This window comes from Streptomyces thermodiastaticus, from assembly GCF_014656135.1.
Classification (GTDB): Bacteria; Actinomycetota; Actinomycetes; order Streptomycetales; family Streptomycetaceae; genus Streptomyces; species Streptomyces thermodiastaticus.
Genome location: NZ_BNBV01000007.1, coordinates 63,452 through 78,152 on the forward strand (window position 1 = coordinate 63,452; position 14,701 = coordinate 78,152).

Annotated in this window: 15 protein-coding genes and 2 pseudogenes; 12 read left to right on the plus strand and 5 right to left on the minus strand. The window is 72.8% G+C overall.

Annotated elements, in window-relative coordinates; all coding sequences use genetic code 11:
• Window positions 1-61 precede the first annotated feature (61 nt).
• Complete coding sequence (locus IE286_RS09280) at window positions 62-823, plus strand: phosphoglyceromutase (protein WP_189796150.1); 762 nt, start codon at window positions 62-64, stop codon at window positions 821-823.
• Window positions 824-945: 122 nt separating this feature from the next.
• Here the strand turns inward: IE286_RS09280 and IE286_RS27995 are convergent.
• A pseudogene (locus tag IE286_RS27995) lies at window positions 946-1,080 on the minus strand (RICIN domain-containing protein); the annotation flags it as partial.
• 65 nt (window positions 1,081-1,145) lie between these two features.
• On the opposite strand from IE286_RS27995, the pseudogene IE286_RS27875 reads away from it, so the two are divergent.
• Window positions 1,146-1,301 (plus strand): annotated as a pseudogene (locus tag IE286_RS27875) (FAD-dependent monooxygenase); the annotation flags it as partial.
• A gap of 213 nt (window positions 1,302-1,514) precedes the next feature.
• On the plus strand, window positions 1,515-1,880 hold the full coding sequence (locus tag IE286_RS27115) for a nuclear transport factor 2 family protein (RefSeq protein ID WP_229862177.1): 366 nt from the start codon (window positions 1,515-1,517) through the stop codon (window positions 1,878-1,880).
• A 91-nt stretch (window positions 1,881-1,971) separates the two neighbouring features.
• On the opposite strand, the gene IE286_RS09290 is transcribed toward IE286_RS27115, so the two are convergent.
• From IE286_RS09290 to phoU, 3 genes are all read right to left on the minus strand, one after another.
• Entirely contained in the window at window positions 1,972-2,460 is a 489-nt protein-coding gene (locus IE286_RS09290; protein ID WP_189796152.1) for a lamin tail domain-containing protein, read from the minus strand.
• A 414-nt stretch (window positions 2,461-2,874) separates the two neighbouring features.
• Window positions 2,875-3,030, minus strand: coding sequence for a hypothetical protein (locus tag IE286_RS09295; protein ID WP_189796153.1), 156 nt, complete (start codon window positions 3,028-3,030; stop codon window positions 2,875-2,877).
• 101 nt (window positions 3,031-3,131) lie between these two features.
• A complete protein-coding gene (phoU, locus tag IE286_RS09300; protein ID WP_189796154.1) occupies window positions 3,132-3,821 on the minus strand; it encodes a phosphate signaling complex protein PhoU in 690 nt (229 codons plus the stop codon).
• Window positions 3,822-4,028: 207 nt separating this feature from the next.
• Between phoU and phoR the strand changes: the two genes are divergently transcribed.
• Together phoR and phoP are read left to right on the plus strand one after the other, a co-directional pair.
• A complete protein-coding gene (gene phoR / locus IE286_RS09305; protein ID WP_189796155.1) occupies window positions 4,029-5,450 on the plus strand; it encodes a two-component system sensor histidine kinase PhoR in 1,422 nt (473 codons plus the stop codon).
• A 5-nt stretch (window positions 5,451-5,455) separates the two neighbouring features.
• Window positions 5,456-6,127, plus strand: a complete 672-nt coding sequence (phoP, locus tag IE286_RS09310; RefSeq protein ID WP_478138825.1) for a two-component system response regulator PhoP — start codon at window positions 5,456-5,458, stop codon at window positions 6,125-6,127.
• 129 nt (window positions 6,128-6,256) lie between these two features.
• Here phoP and IE286_RS09315 read toward each other — a convergent pair whose 3' ends face one another.
• Window positions 6,257-6,946 carry a copper chaperone PCu(A)C gene (locus tag IE286_RS09315; RefSeq protein ID WP_189796156.1) on the minus strand — a complete coding sequence of 230 codons (690 nt, stop codon included), beginning with the start codon at window positions 6,944-6,946 and terminating at the stop codon, window positions 6,257-6,259.
• A 726-nt stretch (window positions 6,947-7,672) separates the two neighbouring features.
• On the opposite strand from IE286_RS09315, the gene IE286_RS09320 reads away from it, so the two are divergent.
• The 7 genes from IE286_RS09320 to IE286_RS09350 all read left to right on the plus strand — a co-directional run bounded on the left by IE286_RS09320 (window position 7,673) and on the right by IE286_RS09350 (window position 14,672).
• Window positions 7,673-8,155 carry a CarD family transcriptional regulator gene (locus tag IE286_RS09320; RefSeq protein WP_003953493.1) on the plus strand — a complete coding sequence of 161 codons (483 nt, stop codon included), beginning with the start codon at window positions 7,673-7,675 and terminating at the stop codon, window positions 8,153-8,155.
• A 308-nt stretch (window positions 8,156-8,463) separates the two neighbouring features.
• Entirely contained in the window at window positions 8,464-9,228 is a 765-nt protein-coding gene (gene ispD, locus IE286_RS09325) for a 2-C-methyl-D-erythritol 4-phosphate cytidylyltransferase (RefSeq protein WP_189796157.1), read from the plus strand.
• Complete coding sequence (ispF, locus tag IE286_RS09330) at window positions 9,218-9,748, plus strand: 2-C-methyl-D-erythritol 2,4-cyclodiphosphate synthase (RefSeq protein ID WP_189796158.1); 531 nt, start codon at window positions 9,218-9,220, stop codon at window positions 9,746-9,748. Before ispD ends, ispF begins: the two co-directional genes overlap by 11 nt.
• Before the next feature lie 86 nt (window positions 9,749-9,834).
• Window positions 9,835-10,239, plus strand: a complete 405-nt coding sequence (locus tag IE286_RS09335; protein ID WP_189796159.1) for a PPOX class F420-dependent oxidoreductase — start codon at window positions 9,835-9,837, stop codon at window positions 10,237-10,239.
• A gap of 82 nt (window positions 10,240-10,321) precedes the next feature.
• Window positions 10,322-11,722 (plus strand): cysteine--tRNA ligase, encoded by a 1,401-nt coding sequence (gene cysS, locus IE286_RS09340; protein WP_189796160.1) that lies wholly within the window; start codon window positions 10,322-10,324, stop codon window positions 11,720-11,722.
• A gap of 151 nt (window positions 11,723-11,873) precedes the next feature.
• Complete coding sequence (gene rlmB / locus IE286_RS09345; RefSeq protein WP_189796161.1) at window positions 11,874-12,809, plus strand: 23S rRNA (guanosine(2251)-2'-O)-methyltransferase RlmB; 936 nt, start codon at window positions 11,874-11,876, stop codon at window positions 12,807-12,809.
• A 147-nt stretch (window positions 12,810-12,956) separates the two neighbouring features.
• Window positions 12,957-14,672 carry a DoxX family protein gene (locus IE286_RS09350; RefSeq protein ID WP_229862221.1) on the plus strand — a complete coding sequence of 572 codons (1,716 nt, stop codon included), beginning with the start codon at window positions 12,957-12,959 and terminating at the stop codon, window positions 14,670-14,672.
• The last annotated feature ends 29 nt before the right edge of the window (window positions 14,673-14,701 follow it).

The following is a 14,701-nucleotide window of genomic DNA, read 5'->3' on the forward strand; positions in this document are numbered from 1 at the left end:
CAAGCGTCCGCCTGCCGGGCGCGGGGACGGCGGGCCGAATGCGTGCTTTAGGCTCGGGAGCATGGCCGACGCACCGTACAAGCTGATCCTCCTCCGCCACGGCGAGAGCGAGTGGAACGCGAAGAACCTGTTCACCGGCTGGGTGGACGTCAACCTCAACGACAAGGGCGAGAAGGAGGCCGTCCGCGGCGGTGAGCTGCTGAAGGACGCCGGCCTGCTGCCCGACGTGGTCCACACGTCCGTCCAGAAGCGCGCGATCCGCACCGCCCAGCTCGCGCTGGAGGCCGCCGACCGCCACTGGATCCCGGTCCACCGCTCCTGGCGCCTCAACGAGCGCCACTACGGCGCCCTCCAGGGCAAGAACAAGGCCGAGACCCTGGAGCAGTTCGGCGAGGAACAGTTCATGCTGTGGCGCCGCTCCTACGACGTCCCGCCGCCCCCGCTGGACCGTGACGCCGAGTACTCCCAGTTCTCCGACCCGCGCTACGCGTCGCTGCCGCCCGAGCTGCGCCCGCGGACGGAGTGCCTGAAGGACGTCGTCGCCCGCATGCTGCCGTACTGGTACGACAGCATCGTCCCCGACCTCCGCGCCGGCCGCACCGTCCTGGTCGCCGCCCACGGCAACAGCCTGCGCGCCCTGGTCAAGCACCTCGACCAGATCTCCGACGCCGACATCGCGGGCCTGAACATTCCCACCGGCATCCCGCTGTACTACGAGCTGGACGCCGGCTTCCGCCCGGTCACCCCCGGCGGCACGTACCTCGACCCGGAGGCCGCCGCCGCGGCCATCGAGGCGGTCAAGAACCAGGGCAAGAAGAAGTAAGCGCCCATGGGTGAGCCCCCTGCCTGCGGTTTCGTGACCGTCGGCAGGGGGCTCTTCGCGGTCTGCGGGCTCTGGGCCCCGCCCGGGCCGTCGGGCGTGTACAGGAATCTTCCGGGGACAGCTCACCAGCCGGCGTCGTTGTCCGCCGGGTGCCGGAGACGGTCGTCGCTCGGGTACGCGGTGTCGAGGCAGAGGGTGTCCCAGCTGCCGTCGCTGTAGCGTTCGAGCGTCATCGCGAGCCTGTCGTCGACCTTGGGCCCGAGGTCCCGTCAGGCGGCCCGACATCCACCGGCTGCTCGGGCTGTGGCCGGCCGCGTACCTGATGCCGCTGCGCATATCGATTGCCGCCCCCGTCGCGCCGTGGTCACACGGCCCTGTCACGCTGCTCGGCGACGCCGTCCACGCCATGAGGCCCGCCCTGGCCGGCGGTGCCCACACGGCACTCCGCGACGCCGGTCAACTGGTCACCGCCCTAAGCCGGGTGACGGAGCGGGGCACGCCGGTGCTGCGGGCGCTGCGCTGCTGTGAGCGGGAGATGCTCGACCACTCTTCGAGATCGTGGCCGCCTCCCGGCGCAGGGGCCGGGCACGCGTCGGGCAGAAGTAGCGGAGGGGGAGTCGGGTCGGCGGTGCGGCATGCAGGCCGTCCGGGGCGTTCCCGGCGGCGCACGGCGTCCGTAGGGTGTGCGCGCATGGCGGAGGAGGACGAAGAGGCCGTGCGCGCGGCCGTCGACGGTGAGCTGCGGCTGCTCGATCCCGGGGTGCGGGCACGCCCCGAGGCGGTGGCGGAGCTGCTGGGCCCGGAGTTCGTCGAGGTCGGGGCCTCGGGCCGGAGATGGGACGCGGAGTCGATCCTGACGGTGACGAGCGCCGGCACGGTGTCCGAGGACCGGCCGGTCGAGGTCTCCCGGATGTCGGGCGTGGTGCTGGCGCCGGGCGTCGTGCACCTGACGTACCTCAGTGACCATCAGGGGCGGCGCGCCTGGCGGAGCTCGCTGTGGCGGCTGAGGCAGGGCCGGTGGCGGCTGTACTACCACCAGGGGACGCCGGCCGGATGAGGCAGCCGCCCCGCAGCGAAGACGGCGGCCCCCGCTCTCCGGTGACCCCTGTGGGAGTCCGGCGAGCGGGGGCCTGTGGGGCGGTGGTGGATCAGTGAGGGCCGCCCCAGGTGAGCGCGTCGACGAAGCGGTGCCGGTCGTCGCGCAGCACGGCGGTGTCGCCGTGCCGGTCCCAGACGGAGCCGCGGCGGTCCTGGAAGAGGTCGGTCCGGGTGTCGCGGCCGTGGCCGCTGTGGACGCGGACCGTGGAGCCGCCGTCGAGCCGGTAGTGGCGGAAGGTGTAGGTGTGGCCGTGCCGGTCGGACAGTGTCCATCCGTCGAGGTCGACGGCGCGCCGGCTGCGGTTGCTGACCGCCACCCACTCCCGGTTCAGGGAGAGGATCGCGCGGTGGTCGAGACGGTTGTGGTGCTCGCGGTGCCCGGGGTTGAGATGGACGCCGCTGATCACTACGGCGTGGCGGTGAGGACGCGGGGTGTGGCCGGCCGCGGTGGCCGGCAGTGCCGTCGCTCCCAGCAGGGCCGCGGTCGCGGCACCGGCAGCGGTCAGGCGACGGACGGTCACGGAGAGGGAAGCGGACACAGGCTCTCCCGATGCGTGTGCGTAGGTCCGTAGGTCCTGCGGGGACCGAGTGGTCACCACGCGCACAGCCTGGCCGCCCAGCCGGAAAAATCGGTCATTACACGCGCCGCGTTACCAAGTGTGGAGTGAATTATGACCTTTTGAGAGGGAAAGGCGGGGGTGGTGCCTGCTGTTGTCGGAGGGGAAGCGGGCTGTCGGGCTGCTGTACGTCGCAGGGCCCCGGCACCGCGCCGGGGCCCTGCGAACGATGGCGACGACAGACGACGACAGACGACATCAGACGACGGACGACCGGACGACCGGACGAGAGACGACGGTGTGCGTGGGAGGCGATGCGGCCCGTCGGCCTGTCGGCCCGCCGGTCAGCGGACCGGCCGGTCAACCGGCCCACCGGTCACCCGGCCGGTCCGGTGGTCAGCCGCACTGGCACGGAGCGCCCGACTGGCAGCCGCAGCCGCAGCCCGATCCGCAGCCGCAGGCGGCCAGCAGGGGCAGGCTCCTGGTCTCGGCGGGCTGGTCGGTCTCGCGGTTCTGCGCCGGGTCGGGCGTCACACGGGGAGATTCGGCCATGGGTCCCTCCTTAGGGCAGATGCCTGTGCTCATTCCATGCCCGATCCGCCGGGGCGCGTCAACGGCGCACGGTGGCTCACGCTCGGGCTGCGGGCGGCCGGCTATGCACCCTCGGCGCGGGTCGCCGGCGGGACGTCCGGCTGGAGCTCGTCGGCGTGCTCCCCCGTGACCAGGTACACCACCCGCTTGGCCACCGCCACCGCGTGGTCGGCGTAGCGCTCGTAGTAGCGGCCCAGGAGGGTGACGTCCACCGCCGTCTCGATGCCGTGCTGCCAGCGGCCGTCGATCAGGTGCTGGAACAGGGCGCGGTGCAGCAGGTCCATGTCGTCGTCGTCCTGTTCCAGTTGCAGCGCCAGGTCGATGTCCTTGGTCACCAGCACCTCGGCCGACTTGGCCATCAGCCGCTGCGCGAGCTGGCCCATCTCGAGGATCGTGGCGTGCAGGTCGTGCGGGACCGCGCGCTCGGGGTACCGCAGGCGGGCGAGCTTGGCCACGTGCTGGGCGAGGTCGCCGGAGCGTTCCAGGTCGGCGGACATGCGCAGCGAGGTCACGACGATCCGCAGGTCCGTCGCCACCGGCTGCTGGCGGGCCAGCAGCGCGATCGCCCGCGCCTCCAGGTCGTGCTGCAGTTCATCCACCTTCCGGTCGGCCTCGATCACGCTCTCGGCCAGGGTCAGGTCGGCGTCGAGGATGGCAGTGGTGGCGCGTCCGATCGCCGACCCCACCAGCCGGGCCATCTCCACCAGACCGTCGCCGATCGAGTCCAGTTCCTCGTGGTACGCGTCCCGCATCGTCGGATCCCTCTCGTGCGTCGTCCCGGGCCGCACCCCCTGTGTCTCCTCGGTGGGCCCACGCGGCTACGGTCGGGGCCCTGGGCGTCGGGGTCCGCGCCCGCCGGTGAACCGTTCCTGGCCCCCAGGTGAACTCTCGGCGACGAGTGGCCGAGCTCGCACCCGGACGGCTGTGGGCATGTCCCGTCCCGTGCCTAACCTGTGGGTATGGACGTGAACGCGGCGGTCGCCGCAGCGGCAGCGATCGCCGGCGTGCTCACCGGTGTGATCGCGATGCTGGCGCTCCGTTTCAGCGAGCGCGAGCAGGGCCGTCCCACACGGGCCTCCCCGCACACCGAGCCGGTGCTCCCGCCCGGTGTGGACACCGTCCTGTCGGTGCTGCGCTCCTCGGCGGTCGTCCTCGACGAGTCCGACGCCGTGGTCAAGGCCAGCTCCGCCGCCTACGCCCTCGGACTGGTCCGCGGCGGCCGGCTGGCCGTCGAGCCCATGCTGCAGATGGCCCGGGACACCCGGCGGGACGGGGAGATCCGGCAGGTGGAGCTGGACCTGCCCAGGCGGGGCACCGGGCGCGGCGAGTCCCTCGCCGTCTCCGCCCGGGTGGCGCCGCTGGGATCGCGACTGGTGCTGCTGCTGGTGGAGGACCTCACCGAGGCCCGGCGGATCGAGGCCGTCCGGCGCGACTTCGTCGCCAATGTGAGCCACGAGCTGAAGACGCCCGTCGGCGCGCTGTCCCTGCTGTCCGAGGCGGTCATGGGGGCCGCGGACGACCCGGAGGCCGTGCAGCGCTTCGCCGGCCGGATGCAGGTGGAGGCGACCCGGCTGACCAACCTGGTGCAGGAGCTGATCGACCTCTCCCGGGTGCAGAACGACGACCCGCTGGAGGACGCCGAACCGGTTCCCGTGGACGAGCTGGTCGCCGAGGCCATCGACCGCTGCCGGCACCAGGCCTCCACCAAGCAGATCACCATGGCCACGAACGTGCCCGTGCCCGAGGGCAGCGGTGACGGCGGGGACGGGCAGCCGGCCGGTGCCGGCAGCGGCCTGGCCGTGTGGGGCAACCGGGGCCAGCTCGCCGCCGCCCTGGGCAACCTCGTGGAGAACGCCGTCAACTACTCCCCGGCCCGCACCCGGGTCGGCATCGCGGTGCGGCGGGTGTCCGCGCCCGGCGGGGACCTCATCGAGATCGCCGTCACCGACCAGGGCATCGGCATCTCCGACAAGGACAAGGAGCGCATCTTCGAGCGCTTCTACCGCGTCGACCCCGCCCGCTCCCGGGCCACCGGGGGAACCGGACTGGGGCTGTCCATCGTCAAGCATGTGGTCGCCTCCCATGGCGGGGAGGTGACCGTGTGGAGCGCCAAGGGCCAGGGCTCCACGTTCACCCTGCGGCTGCCCGAGGCCGGCGCGGGCCCCCGGTCCCGGAACCGCGCGGTCCGGGCCGCCGGCCGTGAGCAGCGTCAGCGGCCCGCCCTCGACGACGAGGCCGGGTCCTGTGCCGGCGATCCTGCCGGACCCGCCGCTTCCGCCGATCCCGCTGTTCCCTCCGCTTCCGCTTCCTCGTCCCCCGCGCCCCCGTCAACCACCTCATCACCGTACGAACCGCTTACCGCCCCGGAGGTCCTTCCGTGACCCGAGTGCTCGTCGTCGAGGACGAGGAGTCCTTCTCCGACGCACTGTCATACATGCTCCGCAAGGAGGGCTTCGAGGTCGCCGTGGCGGCCACCGGCCCCGACGGGCTCGACGAGTTCGAACGCAACGGCGCCGACCTCGTCCTCCTCGACCTGATGCTGCCGGGGCTGCCCGGCACCGAGGTGTGCCGCCAGCTGCGCGGCCGTTCCAACGTCCCCGTGATCATGGTGACCGCGAAGGACAGCGAGATCGACAAGGTGGTCGGCCTGGAGATAGGCGCCGACGACTACGTCACCAAGCCGTTCTCCTCGCGGGAGCTGGTCGCCCGCATCCGCGCGGTGCTGCGCCGCCGCGGCGAGCCGGACGAGGCCGCGCCGACGACCCTGGAGGCGGGCCCGGTCCGCATGGACGTCGACCGGCACGTGGTCACCGTCTCCGGCACCAAGGTCGATCTGCCGCTGAAGGAGTTCGACCTGCTGGAGATGCTGCTGCGCAACGCCGGCCGGGTGCTGACCCGGATGCAGCTGATCGACCGCGTCTGGGGCGCCGACTACGTCGGCGACACCAAGACCCTCGACGTCCACGTCAAGCGCCTGCGCGCCAAGATCGAACCGGATCCGGGGGCGCCGCGCTATCTGGTGACGGTGCGCGGCCTGGGCTACAAGTTCGAGCCGTAGAGCGCGCGGCCGGGGTCACGCGCCGTCTCCGGCGCTGTCCGCGGCGGATGCCGGAGACGGCCGAGGGCGGCCCTCCCGGGTGGGAGCGCCGCCCTCGCATGCGATCGCGGGACGCGGCCGGACGGCCGGTCAGTGGCTCGACGCCGACTGGGACGCGGAGTCGCTCGGGGTGGCCTCGCCGGTCTTGGAGCCGGCCGGGGAGCCCGACGCGGACTCGGACGGCGCGTGCGACTGCTCCGGCTTGCCGGACTCACCGGCGGTGGCGGTGGCGGTGGCCGTCGCGGCCGGGGCGCCCGCCGCGCCCGGGACGCTGCTCGGGCCCCACTTGTCGAAGTAGCTCTCGGCCGGGACGACGTAGGCGCGCAGGCTCACGTCACCGTCCTTGCTGAAGGTGAACGTGACCTTCTGGGCGTTGCCGTCCTGGACGCTCTGGCCCAGGTCCGGCAGGGCGGCGGAGGCGTTGCCCTTGCCGCCGAGGATCAGGGAGCCGTTGGCCGGGACGGTCAGCTTGCCCTTGCCGGAGGCCGGGGTCAGCTGGGCGTCGCCGGCGCCCGCGACGCGGACGGCGTCCAGCGTCTGGTCGGTGTTGCCGTTGTTGAACACAGTCACCGAGACGACCGCGGGGCCCTTGGTCTGGGTGCCGGGCTGCGTGATGATCACCGCGTTCTGGACACTGATGTCGCCGACCGTGGTGGCCGCGTTGTCCGGCTTGATCTGAAGCGTCTGGGCGTCGTTGCCGGCGCCGCACGCGGCGAGCGAGGCGATCGAGAACGCGATGGCGGCGGCGGCAAGGGCGCCGCGTCGAAGGCTGCTGCTCACGGCGGCGGCAACTCCTTGTACGTGGGCGGTCCAGGGCGGCACCTGATAAAGCCACCCTAAGTGTCTGTCAGCGGCCTCAGGGTACCGAGCCGTTCTCCGGGCATCGCACCCGACCCACCTCTCGGCGTCCCGGAGGGTCACGGGAGCGCTCCCGCGCGGGCCCCGGGAGCGTGCCGCGCCCGGCTTCGCGCCGCCCCCATTGCCGCGCCTTCGTCCGCCTTTCGCATAAGCGCCCCGAGGGATAGGTGTGCCGTCCGTGTTCGTCCGTGCTCTCGCGTCGCGTCCGGTCTCGGGGATTTTTCCGCAAGGCCGCCGTGAAGGGGCCGGGAAGGCGGGCGGACGGAATGCGCGGTGAGTGCCGGAATTGATCACCCGGCTGCCGCTTGGGACGCCGTCGCCGAGACTGTGATCAATTCCGGATTCGTCCGGGAACCGACGCACGGCCACCGAACGGAGTAGCGGAAGTCGTGCACGTGGGGGCGGATAAAACGGGACATACCGCCGATCGAGCGGGTGGCCGGAGGCATGCGACGCGCGTGTTGCGCTGCGCCAGGAGAACCCCTCCGACCTGCGGATACCCGCCTCCGGGCGGGTCGCGGAAGGTGGCCGAAGCACGCCCCGCACGCTGTTGTCAAGCCCCGAGATATGCTCTGACCTGCGAAAACGCCATTCAGATGACGCCGTATCCGTGTTACCCTGGATAGCCACGGAAGGGGTACCTGTCACATGACGTTCAAGGTTGGCGACACCGTGGTCTATCCCCATCACGGGGCCGCGCTGATCGAGGCCATCGAAACTCGCCAGATCAAAGGCGTGGACAAGACCTACTTGGTGCTGAAGGTCGCCCAGGGTGACCTGACGGTGCGTGTGCCAGCGGACAATGCGGAGTTCGTCGGCGTGCGTGATGTGGTCGGACAGGACGGACTGGACCGGGTCTTCGAGGTGCTGCGCGCTCCGTACGCCGAGGAGCCCACGAACTGGTCGCGTCGCTACAAGGCAAACCTGGAGAAGCTCGCCTCGGGTGACGTCATCAAGGTTGCGGAAGTCGTGCGCGACCTGTGGCGCCGTGAGCGCGAGCGCGGACTCTCCGCCGGTGAGAAGCGCATGCTCGCCAAGGCGCGCCAGATCCTGGTGAGCGAGCTGGCCCTCGCGGAGAACACCAACGAGGACAAGGCCGAGGCTCTGCTCGACGAGGTGCTCGCGTCCTGACCCGGCGCGAGGCGACAAACGGTACGACACCCGCCTGACGTTCATTCTTTCAGCACAGCATGATGCCGCGGTGCCCGTAGACGCGATCCCGTCGCCGGGCGCTGCGGCATGTGCGTAGCCGCGCGCGCCCCGCGGTGGCAGCACGCCGGACCGTGAGTGCTGTGCGACGGGGAGTGGTCCGCCGGTACTGTGTGCCGGGCCGGGGAGCCGGCTCGACCGGGGTCACGGAAGGGTCCGGTCAACGGCGTCTCGTCCGGCACGGGTGGCCATACCCAGGCCGGGCCCGCTCACAAACCTGACAGGAACCGATGTCTGACGAATCGCGTCCCCCCGCCGCGGGAGCCCGGAGCGAGGCCCCCGTCGCCGCCGTGATCCCGGCCGCCGGCCGGGGCGTGCGCCTCGGTCCGGGCGCCCCCAAGGCGCTGCGCACGCTGGGCGGCACGCCCATGCTCATCCACGCCGTCCGCGCCCTGGCGGCCTCCCGCGCGGTCCGGCTGGTGGTGGTCGTCGCCCCGCCGGAGGGCACCGCCGAGGTCAAGTCGCTGCTCGACGCGCATGCCCTGCCCGAGCGCACGGACGTCCTCGTCGTGCCGGGCGGCAGCTCCCGCCAGGAGTCGGTCCGGCTCGGCCTGGACGCCCTGCCCCCCGGCCACGACATCGTCCTGGTGCACGACGCCGCCCGCCCGCTGGTCCCGGTGGACACCGTGGACGCGGTCATCGAGGCGGTCCGGGCCGGGGCACCCGCCGTCGTCCCGGCGCTGCCGCTCGCCGACACCGTCAAGCAGGTCGAGCCGGCCGCGGCCCCCGGCGCGCCCGAGCCGGTCGTCGCCACCCCGGACCGCTCGCTGCTGCGCGCCGTGCAGACCCCGCAGGGCTTCGACCGGGCCACCCTGGTGCGCGCCCACGAGACGGTCACCACCGACGTGACCGACGACGCGAGCATGGTCGAGCAGCTCGGCGAACGGGTCGTGACCGTCCCCGGGCACGAGGAGGCGTTCAAGGTCACCCGTCCGCTCGACCTGGTCCTCGCGGAGGCGGTCCTGGCCCGGCGGAGGCTCACCGATGGCTTCTGAGCAGCAGGCACAGCCCGCACCGCGGCAGCCCGCGGCAGAGCCGCTGCTTCCGCAGGTGGGCATCGGCACCGACATCCACGCCTTCGAGGAGGGTCGCGAGCTGTGGTGCGCGGGCCTGAAGTGGGAGGGCGAGGGACCGGGGCTGGCCGGGCACTCCGACGCCGACGTCGTCGCGCACGCCGCGTGCAACGCGCTGTTCTCCGCCGCCGGGCTCGGCGACCTCGGGCAGCACTTCGGCACCGGGCGCCCGGAGTGGTCCGGCGCCTCCGGGGTGACGCTGCTGACCGAGGCGGCCCGGATCGTGCGCGAGGCCGGCTTCCGCATCGGCAACATCGCCGTCCAGGTCGTCGGCCCCCGGCCGAAGATCGGCAAGCGGCGCGAGGAGGCGCAGGAGATCCTCTCCGAGGCGGCCGGCGCCCCGGTGTCCGTCTCCGGCGCGACCACCGACGGGCTCGGCTTCCCCGGCCGGGGCGAGGGCCTGATGGCGGTCGCCACCGCACTCGTGGTGCGGGTGGGCTGACGCGGTGTGTGTGAGCTGACAGCGGGCGTGGAAGGTACCCGCACAGTCACACCGTCATCAGTCGACTCACCAGGACCGGAGGGTGCATGTCCGCCGTACTGTCCGACCGTCTGAAGAACCTCCTCGACGGCCCCGTGTTCGTCACCGTCGGCACCGTCCAGCCGGACGGCAGCCCGCAACTGTCCCCGGTGTGGGTCAAGCGGGACGGTGACGACCTGCTGATCTCCACCACGGTGGACCGCCGCAAGAAGAAGAACCTCGACCGCGACCCGCGGGTCAGCGTCGTCGTCGTGGACCCGCAGTCCCCGTACGAGTACGCCGAGATCCGCGGCACCGCGGAGATCACCACCGAGGGCGCCGACGACCTGATCGACGAGCTGTCGGTGAAGTACACCGGCAAGAAGTATGCGGAATTCAACCCGGTCTCGGTGCAGGACGCCGACCGGGTGATCGTGCGGATCAGGCCCGCCAAGGTCGTCGGAGGCCTGTGAGCGCCCGCAAGCGGAGCGTGACGCGTTCACCGATGGGGGGAAAGGGCACAAGGCACTGCCCCGCGCCCACTACTCTGGAGTGGTGACTATTCGCCTGTACGACACCAGCGCCCGCCAGATCCGTGACTTCACCCCGCTCACGCCGGGTCGTGTCTCGATCTACCTGTGTGGCGCCACCGTGCAGGCGGCCCCCCACATCGGGCACGTCCGCTCGTACCTCAACTTCGACATCATGCGCCGCTGGTTCACCTACCGCGGCTACGAGGTGACGTTCATCCGCAACGTCACCGACATCGACGACAAGATCATCGCAAAGGCCCACGAGCAGAACCGGCCCTGGTGGGCGATCGGCTACGAGAACGAGCGCGCCTTCAACGAGGGCTACCGGGCCCTCGGCTGCCTGCCGCCCACGTACGAGCCGCGGGCCACCGGGCACGTGCCCGAGATGATCGAGATGATGCAGCACCTCATCGACCGCGGCCACGCCTACGCTGCCGACGGCAACGTCTACTTCGACGTGCGCTCCTTCCCCGGCTACCTGCAGCTGTCGCGGCAGGACCTGGACAACCTGCTGCAGCCCTCCGGCGAGGGCGAGACCGGCAAGCGCGACCCGCGCGACTTCGCGATGTGGAAGGCGGCCAAGCCGGGCGAGCCGACCTGGCCCACCCCCTGGGGCGAGGGCAGGCCGGGCTGGCACCTGGAGTGCTCCGCCATGGCGCACAAGTACCTGGGCAGCGCCTTCGACATCCACGGCGGCGGCCTGGACCTGATCTTCCCGCACCACGAGAACGAGATCGCCCAGGCCAAGGCCTACGGCGACGACTTCGCCCAGTACTGGGTGCACAACGCCTGGGTGACCATGGCCGGCGACAAGATGTCCAAGTCGCTCGGCAACAGCGTGCTGGTGTCCGAGATGATCAAGCAGTGGCGGCCCATCGTGCTGCGCTACTACCTCGGCACCCCGCACTACCGCTCGATGATCGAGTACAGCAAGGAGGCGCTGCGCGAGGCGGAGTCCGCGTTCGCGCGGATCGAGGGCTTCGTCCAGCGTGTGGTGGAGAAGGCCGGGGTCGTCGAGCCGGCCGCGCAGGTGCCGCCCGCCTTCGCCGAGGCCATGGACGACGACCTCGGCGTCCCGCAGGCGCTCGCGGTCGTCCACACCACGGTCCGGCAGGGCAACAGCGCGCTGGCCGCCGACGACAAGGAAGCCGCCGTGGCCCGGCTCGCGGAGCTGCGCGCCATGCTCGGCGTGCTCGGCCTCGACCCGCTCGACGAGCACTGGGCCGGCGAGGGCGGCGACCGCGGCGAGGACCTGCACGGCGTGGTCGACTCCCTGGTCCGCATGGTGCTGGACCAGCGCGAGGCCGCCCGGGCCCGCAAGGACTGGGCCACCGCGGACGCCCTGCGCGACCAGCTGAACCAGTCCGGGCTGGTCGTCGAGGACAGCCCGCAGGGCCCCCGCTGGAGCCTGCGCGCCGACTGAGCCGCCGGCCGGATACCCCGGGCCCGCGAGGGCCCGGCCGTGCCGCCCGGCCGCCCGGACGGCACCCACCCGGACGTACGCTTTCCGCGTCACCGACGTACGCACGGGACACATACGCACGTACTGAAACGCTCCGACAGACAGGTAGGTCATGGCCGCTCACAACCGCCGCATGTCCGGCAAGAAGGGCGCGCAGGTCGGCAGCGGCGGCAAGCGGCGCCGGGGCCTGGAGGGCAAGGGCCCCACGCCCCCCGCCGAGCTGCGCAAGGGACACCCCAAGCAGCGCGCCGCCCAGGCGAAGGCCCGCCGTGCCCAGGGCCGCCCGCGCCGCGGCGCCGGCCGGTCCTCCGCCGAGCTGGTCGTCGGCCGCAACCCGGTCGTGGAGGCGCTGCGCGAGGGCGTGCCCGCCTCCACCCTCTACGTCCAGCAGTTCATCGACAACGACGAGCGGGTGCGCGAGGCGCTGCAGCTGGCCGCCGAGCGCGGCGCGATCAACCTCATGGAGGCCCCGCGCCCGGAGCTGGACCGGATGACAGGCGGGCTCAACCACCAGGGCCTGGTCCTGCAGGTCCCGCCGTACGAGTACGCCCACCCGCAGGACCTGGCCGACGCCGCCGCCGACGCGGGCGAGGACCCGCTGATCGTCGCCCTGGACGGGGTGACCGACCCGCGCAACCTCGGCGCGGTCGTCCGTTCCGTCTCCGCCTTCGGCGGCCACGGCGTGGTCGTGCCCGAGCGGCGCGCGGCCGGCATGACCGCCGGCGCCTGGAAGACCTCCGCCGGCACGGCCGCCCGCACCCCGGTGGCACGCGCCACCAACCTCACCCGCGCGCTGGAGGCCTACAAGAAGGCCGGGATCATGGTCGTCGGCCTGGCCGCCGACGGCGAGACCGACCTGTCCGACCTGGACGTCCTGGACGGCCCCGTGGTCATCGTCGTCGGCAGCGAGGGCAAGGGCCTCTCAAGGCTCGTCGGGGAGACCTGCGACGTCAGGGTGCGGATCCCGATGCCGGGCGGCGCGGAGTCGCTCAATGCCGGTGTCGCGGCGGGCATCGTGCTGTACGAGGCGGCACGCCGGCGCCGCTGAGCCGGGCCCGCCTCCGGCGGGCGAGCAGGTGTCCGCAAGGTCACCCGAATGGGTGGTTCCGGTTCGTTCGCGGCCCTTTGACGGGGCCCGGACAGATCGGGCGGGTCACGGCAGTGTCCTAACTCCTCGTCACTCGGTTAGTTGAGTGTGGACACCAGAACACCCCGCACACCCACGGGGGACCGCTCGTCGGGGTACGACGACGCTCCCGCGCTGAGCATGGTGAAGGTGCCGAGCGATCCGGCGCAGGTCATCGTCACGCACGCCAGTTTCCGCGTGCAGCTGGGCGCCTCCTCGCGGCGCGCTCGCTCCCCGCGGATCGCCCGGCACCTGGGCGCCGCCGAGCACACCGCCCGTATGCCCGTGGCACCCCACCGCCGCCCCGTCGTGTGGAGCGGCAGATCGGCGCCCGACGACACCGGAGCCCACCGGCTGCTGCAGGCCGTGCGCAGCGGCAGTGTGCGGCACGGCGAACAGCCGGCGGGTGACGCCGGGGCCACCCAGGTCATCCCGCGCATCGACGCCTCGGGCGGCTACGGCGCGCCCGGCGCGGCCCCCGGCTGCGGCGACCTCGACGAGACCGTCGAGACCCCCGTCGTCGGCGCCCAGCGCGGCCCCGGGGCCGGCGAGACCCGGCTGCAGCCGCAGATGCGGACCGCCGGCAGCACCTACGAGGAGCAGACCGGGCAGGCACCGGCGTACGACGGTGCCGCGGACGGCGTGGACGACGATGCCGGCGAGCGCGGTGACACGGCCGCTCCCGCGGCCGGGGAGCAGCCGCGGCGCTCCCGGCGGACCGGCGACGACCCCGCCCGGCACGCCTACTACCCGGGCCGCCGGATGAACCTCGGTGTCGTCCTGCTCCCGCTGCGCATCTTCCTGGGGTTCGTCTCCCTGTACGCCGGCATGGGCAAGCTGTGCGACCCGCTCTACTTCGACGGCGGCAGCCGCGGCTCCATGGTCAAGTGGCTGCACCAGCTGCATCCCTGGGCCGTCGCCGAGCCGCTGCACCACTTCGCCCTGCAGCACCCCGTCGGCTCCGGGCTGGTCGTCGCCTTCCTCCAGGTGATCGTCGGGGTGCTCACGGTGCTGGGCTGCTGGCAGCGGCTGGCCGCGGTGGCCGGCGCGCTGCTGTCCGCCGCCATCGTCGTCACCGTCAGCTGGCGCTCGGCGCCGGTCTACGACGCGCCCGACATCATCTACCTCGCCGCCTGGTCGCCGCTGGTCATCGCCGGCGCCCCCGTGTACTCCGTCGACGGGCGCCTCGCTGCCTCGGCCTGGCGGCGTCTGGGTCCGCGCGCCGGCATCTGGGAGCTGCGCCGGTACGTGCTGCGCCGGGGCTCTGTGCTCACCGTCCTGGTCACCGGGCTGACGCTGCTGGTGGGCTCCGTGCTCGGCGGTGCGGTGCGCGACGCCGACCGGGTCGTGGTGCCCGGCCCGGGCGAGGCCCCGCGCAACGAGCTGCCCGGCTCGCCGCTGCCGCGGACCTCCGGGTCCCAGCGGCAGTCCACGTCGCCGTCGGCCCCGGCCTCGCCCAGCCCCCGCGGCAGCTCGTCCGGCCCGTCCGGCGGCCCGTCGGCCTCCCAGGGCACCGGGCAGGACCGCGGCACCGCGACCGGCGGCACGCCCAGCCACACCCAGGGCATCACCGGCCGCACCACGCCGCGCTACTCCTCCCCTGAGCAGCGGGTGCCCAGCACCGGCTCCGGCCCGGCCTCCGGCGGCACCGCGACCGGCGGGAGCGGCCCGACCGGCGCCTCGGGCACCTCGGGTGCCACCGGCGACACCGGGAACACCGGCTCCGGCGGCGGCAGCTCCTCCACGGGGCAGCCGGGCGGCCTGGTCGGCGGCCTGCTGGGGTAGGCCGTATCCCGCCCGCACATGCGACGGGG

Coding starts and splice junctions, on each gene's coding strand:
- IE286_RS09295 (WP_189796153.1), bottom strand. CDS start 3,030: ATGGCCGAATCTCCCCGTGTGACGCCCGACCCGGCGCAGAACCGCGAG.
- IE286_RS09335 (WP_189796159.1), top strand. CDS start 9,835: ATGTCCGCCGTACTGTCCGACCGTCTGAAGAACCTCCTCGACGGCCCC.
- phoU (WP_189796154.1), bottom strand. CDS start 3,821: ATGCGGGACGCGTACCACGAGGAACTGGACTCGATCGGCGACGGTCTG.
- IE286_RS09320 (WP_003953493.1), top strand. CDS start 7,673: ATGACGTTCAAGGTTGGCGACACCGTGGTCTATCCCCATCACGGGGCC.
- phoR (WP_189796155.1), top strand. CDS start 4,029: ATGGACGTGAACGCGGCGGTCGCCGCAGCGGCAGCGATCGCCGGCGTG.
- IE286_RS27115 (WP_229862177.1), top strand. CDS start 1,515: ATGGCGGAGGAGGACGAAGAGGCCGTGCGCGCGGCCGTCGACGGTGAG.
- rlmB (WP_189796161.1), top strand. CDS start 11,874: ATGGCCGCTCACAACCGCCGCATGTCCGGCAAGAAGGGCGCGCAGGTC.
- ispF (WP_189796158.1), top strand. CDS start 9,218: ATGGCTTCTGAGCAGCAGGCACAGCCCGCACCGCGGCAGCCCGCGGCA.
- IE286_RS09280 (WP_189796150.1), top strand. CDS start 62: ATGGCCGACGCACCGTACAAGCTGATCCTCCTCCGCCACGGCGAGAGC.
- ispD (WP_189796157.1), top strand. CDS start 8,464: ATGTCTGACGAATCGCGTCCCCCCGCCGCGGGAGCCCGGAGCGAGGCC.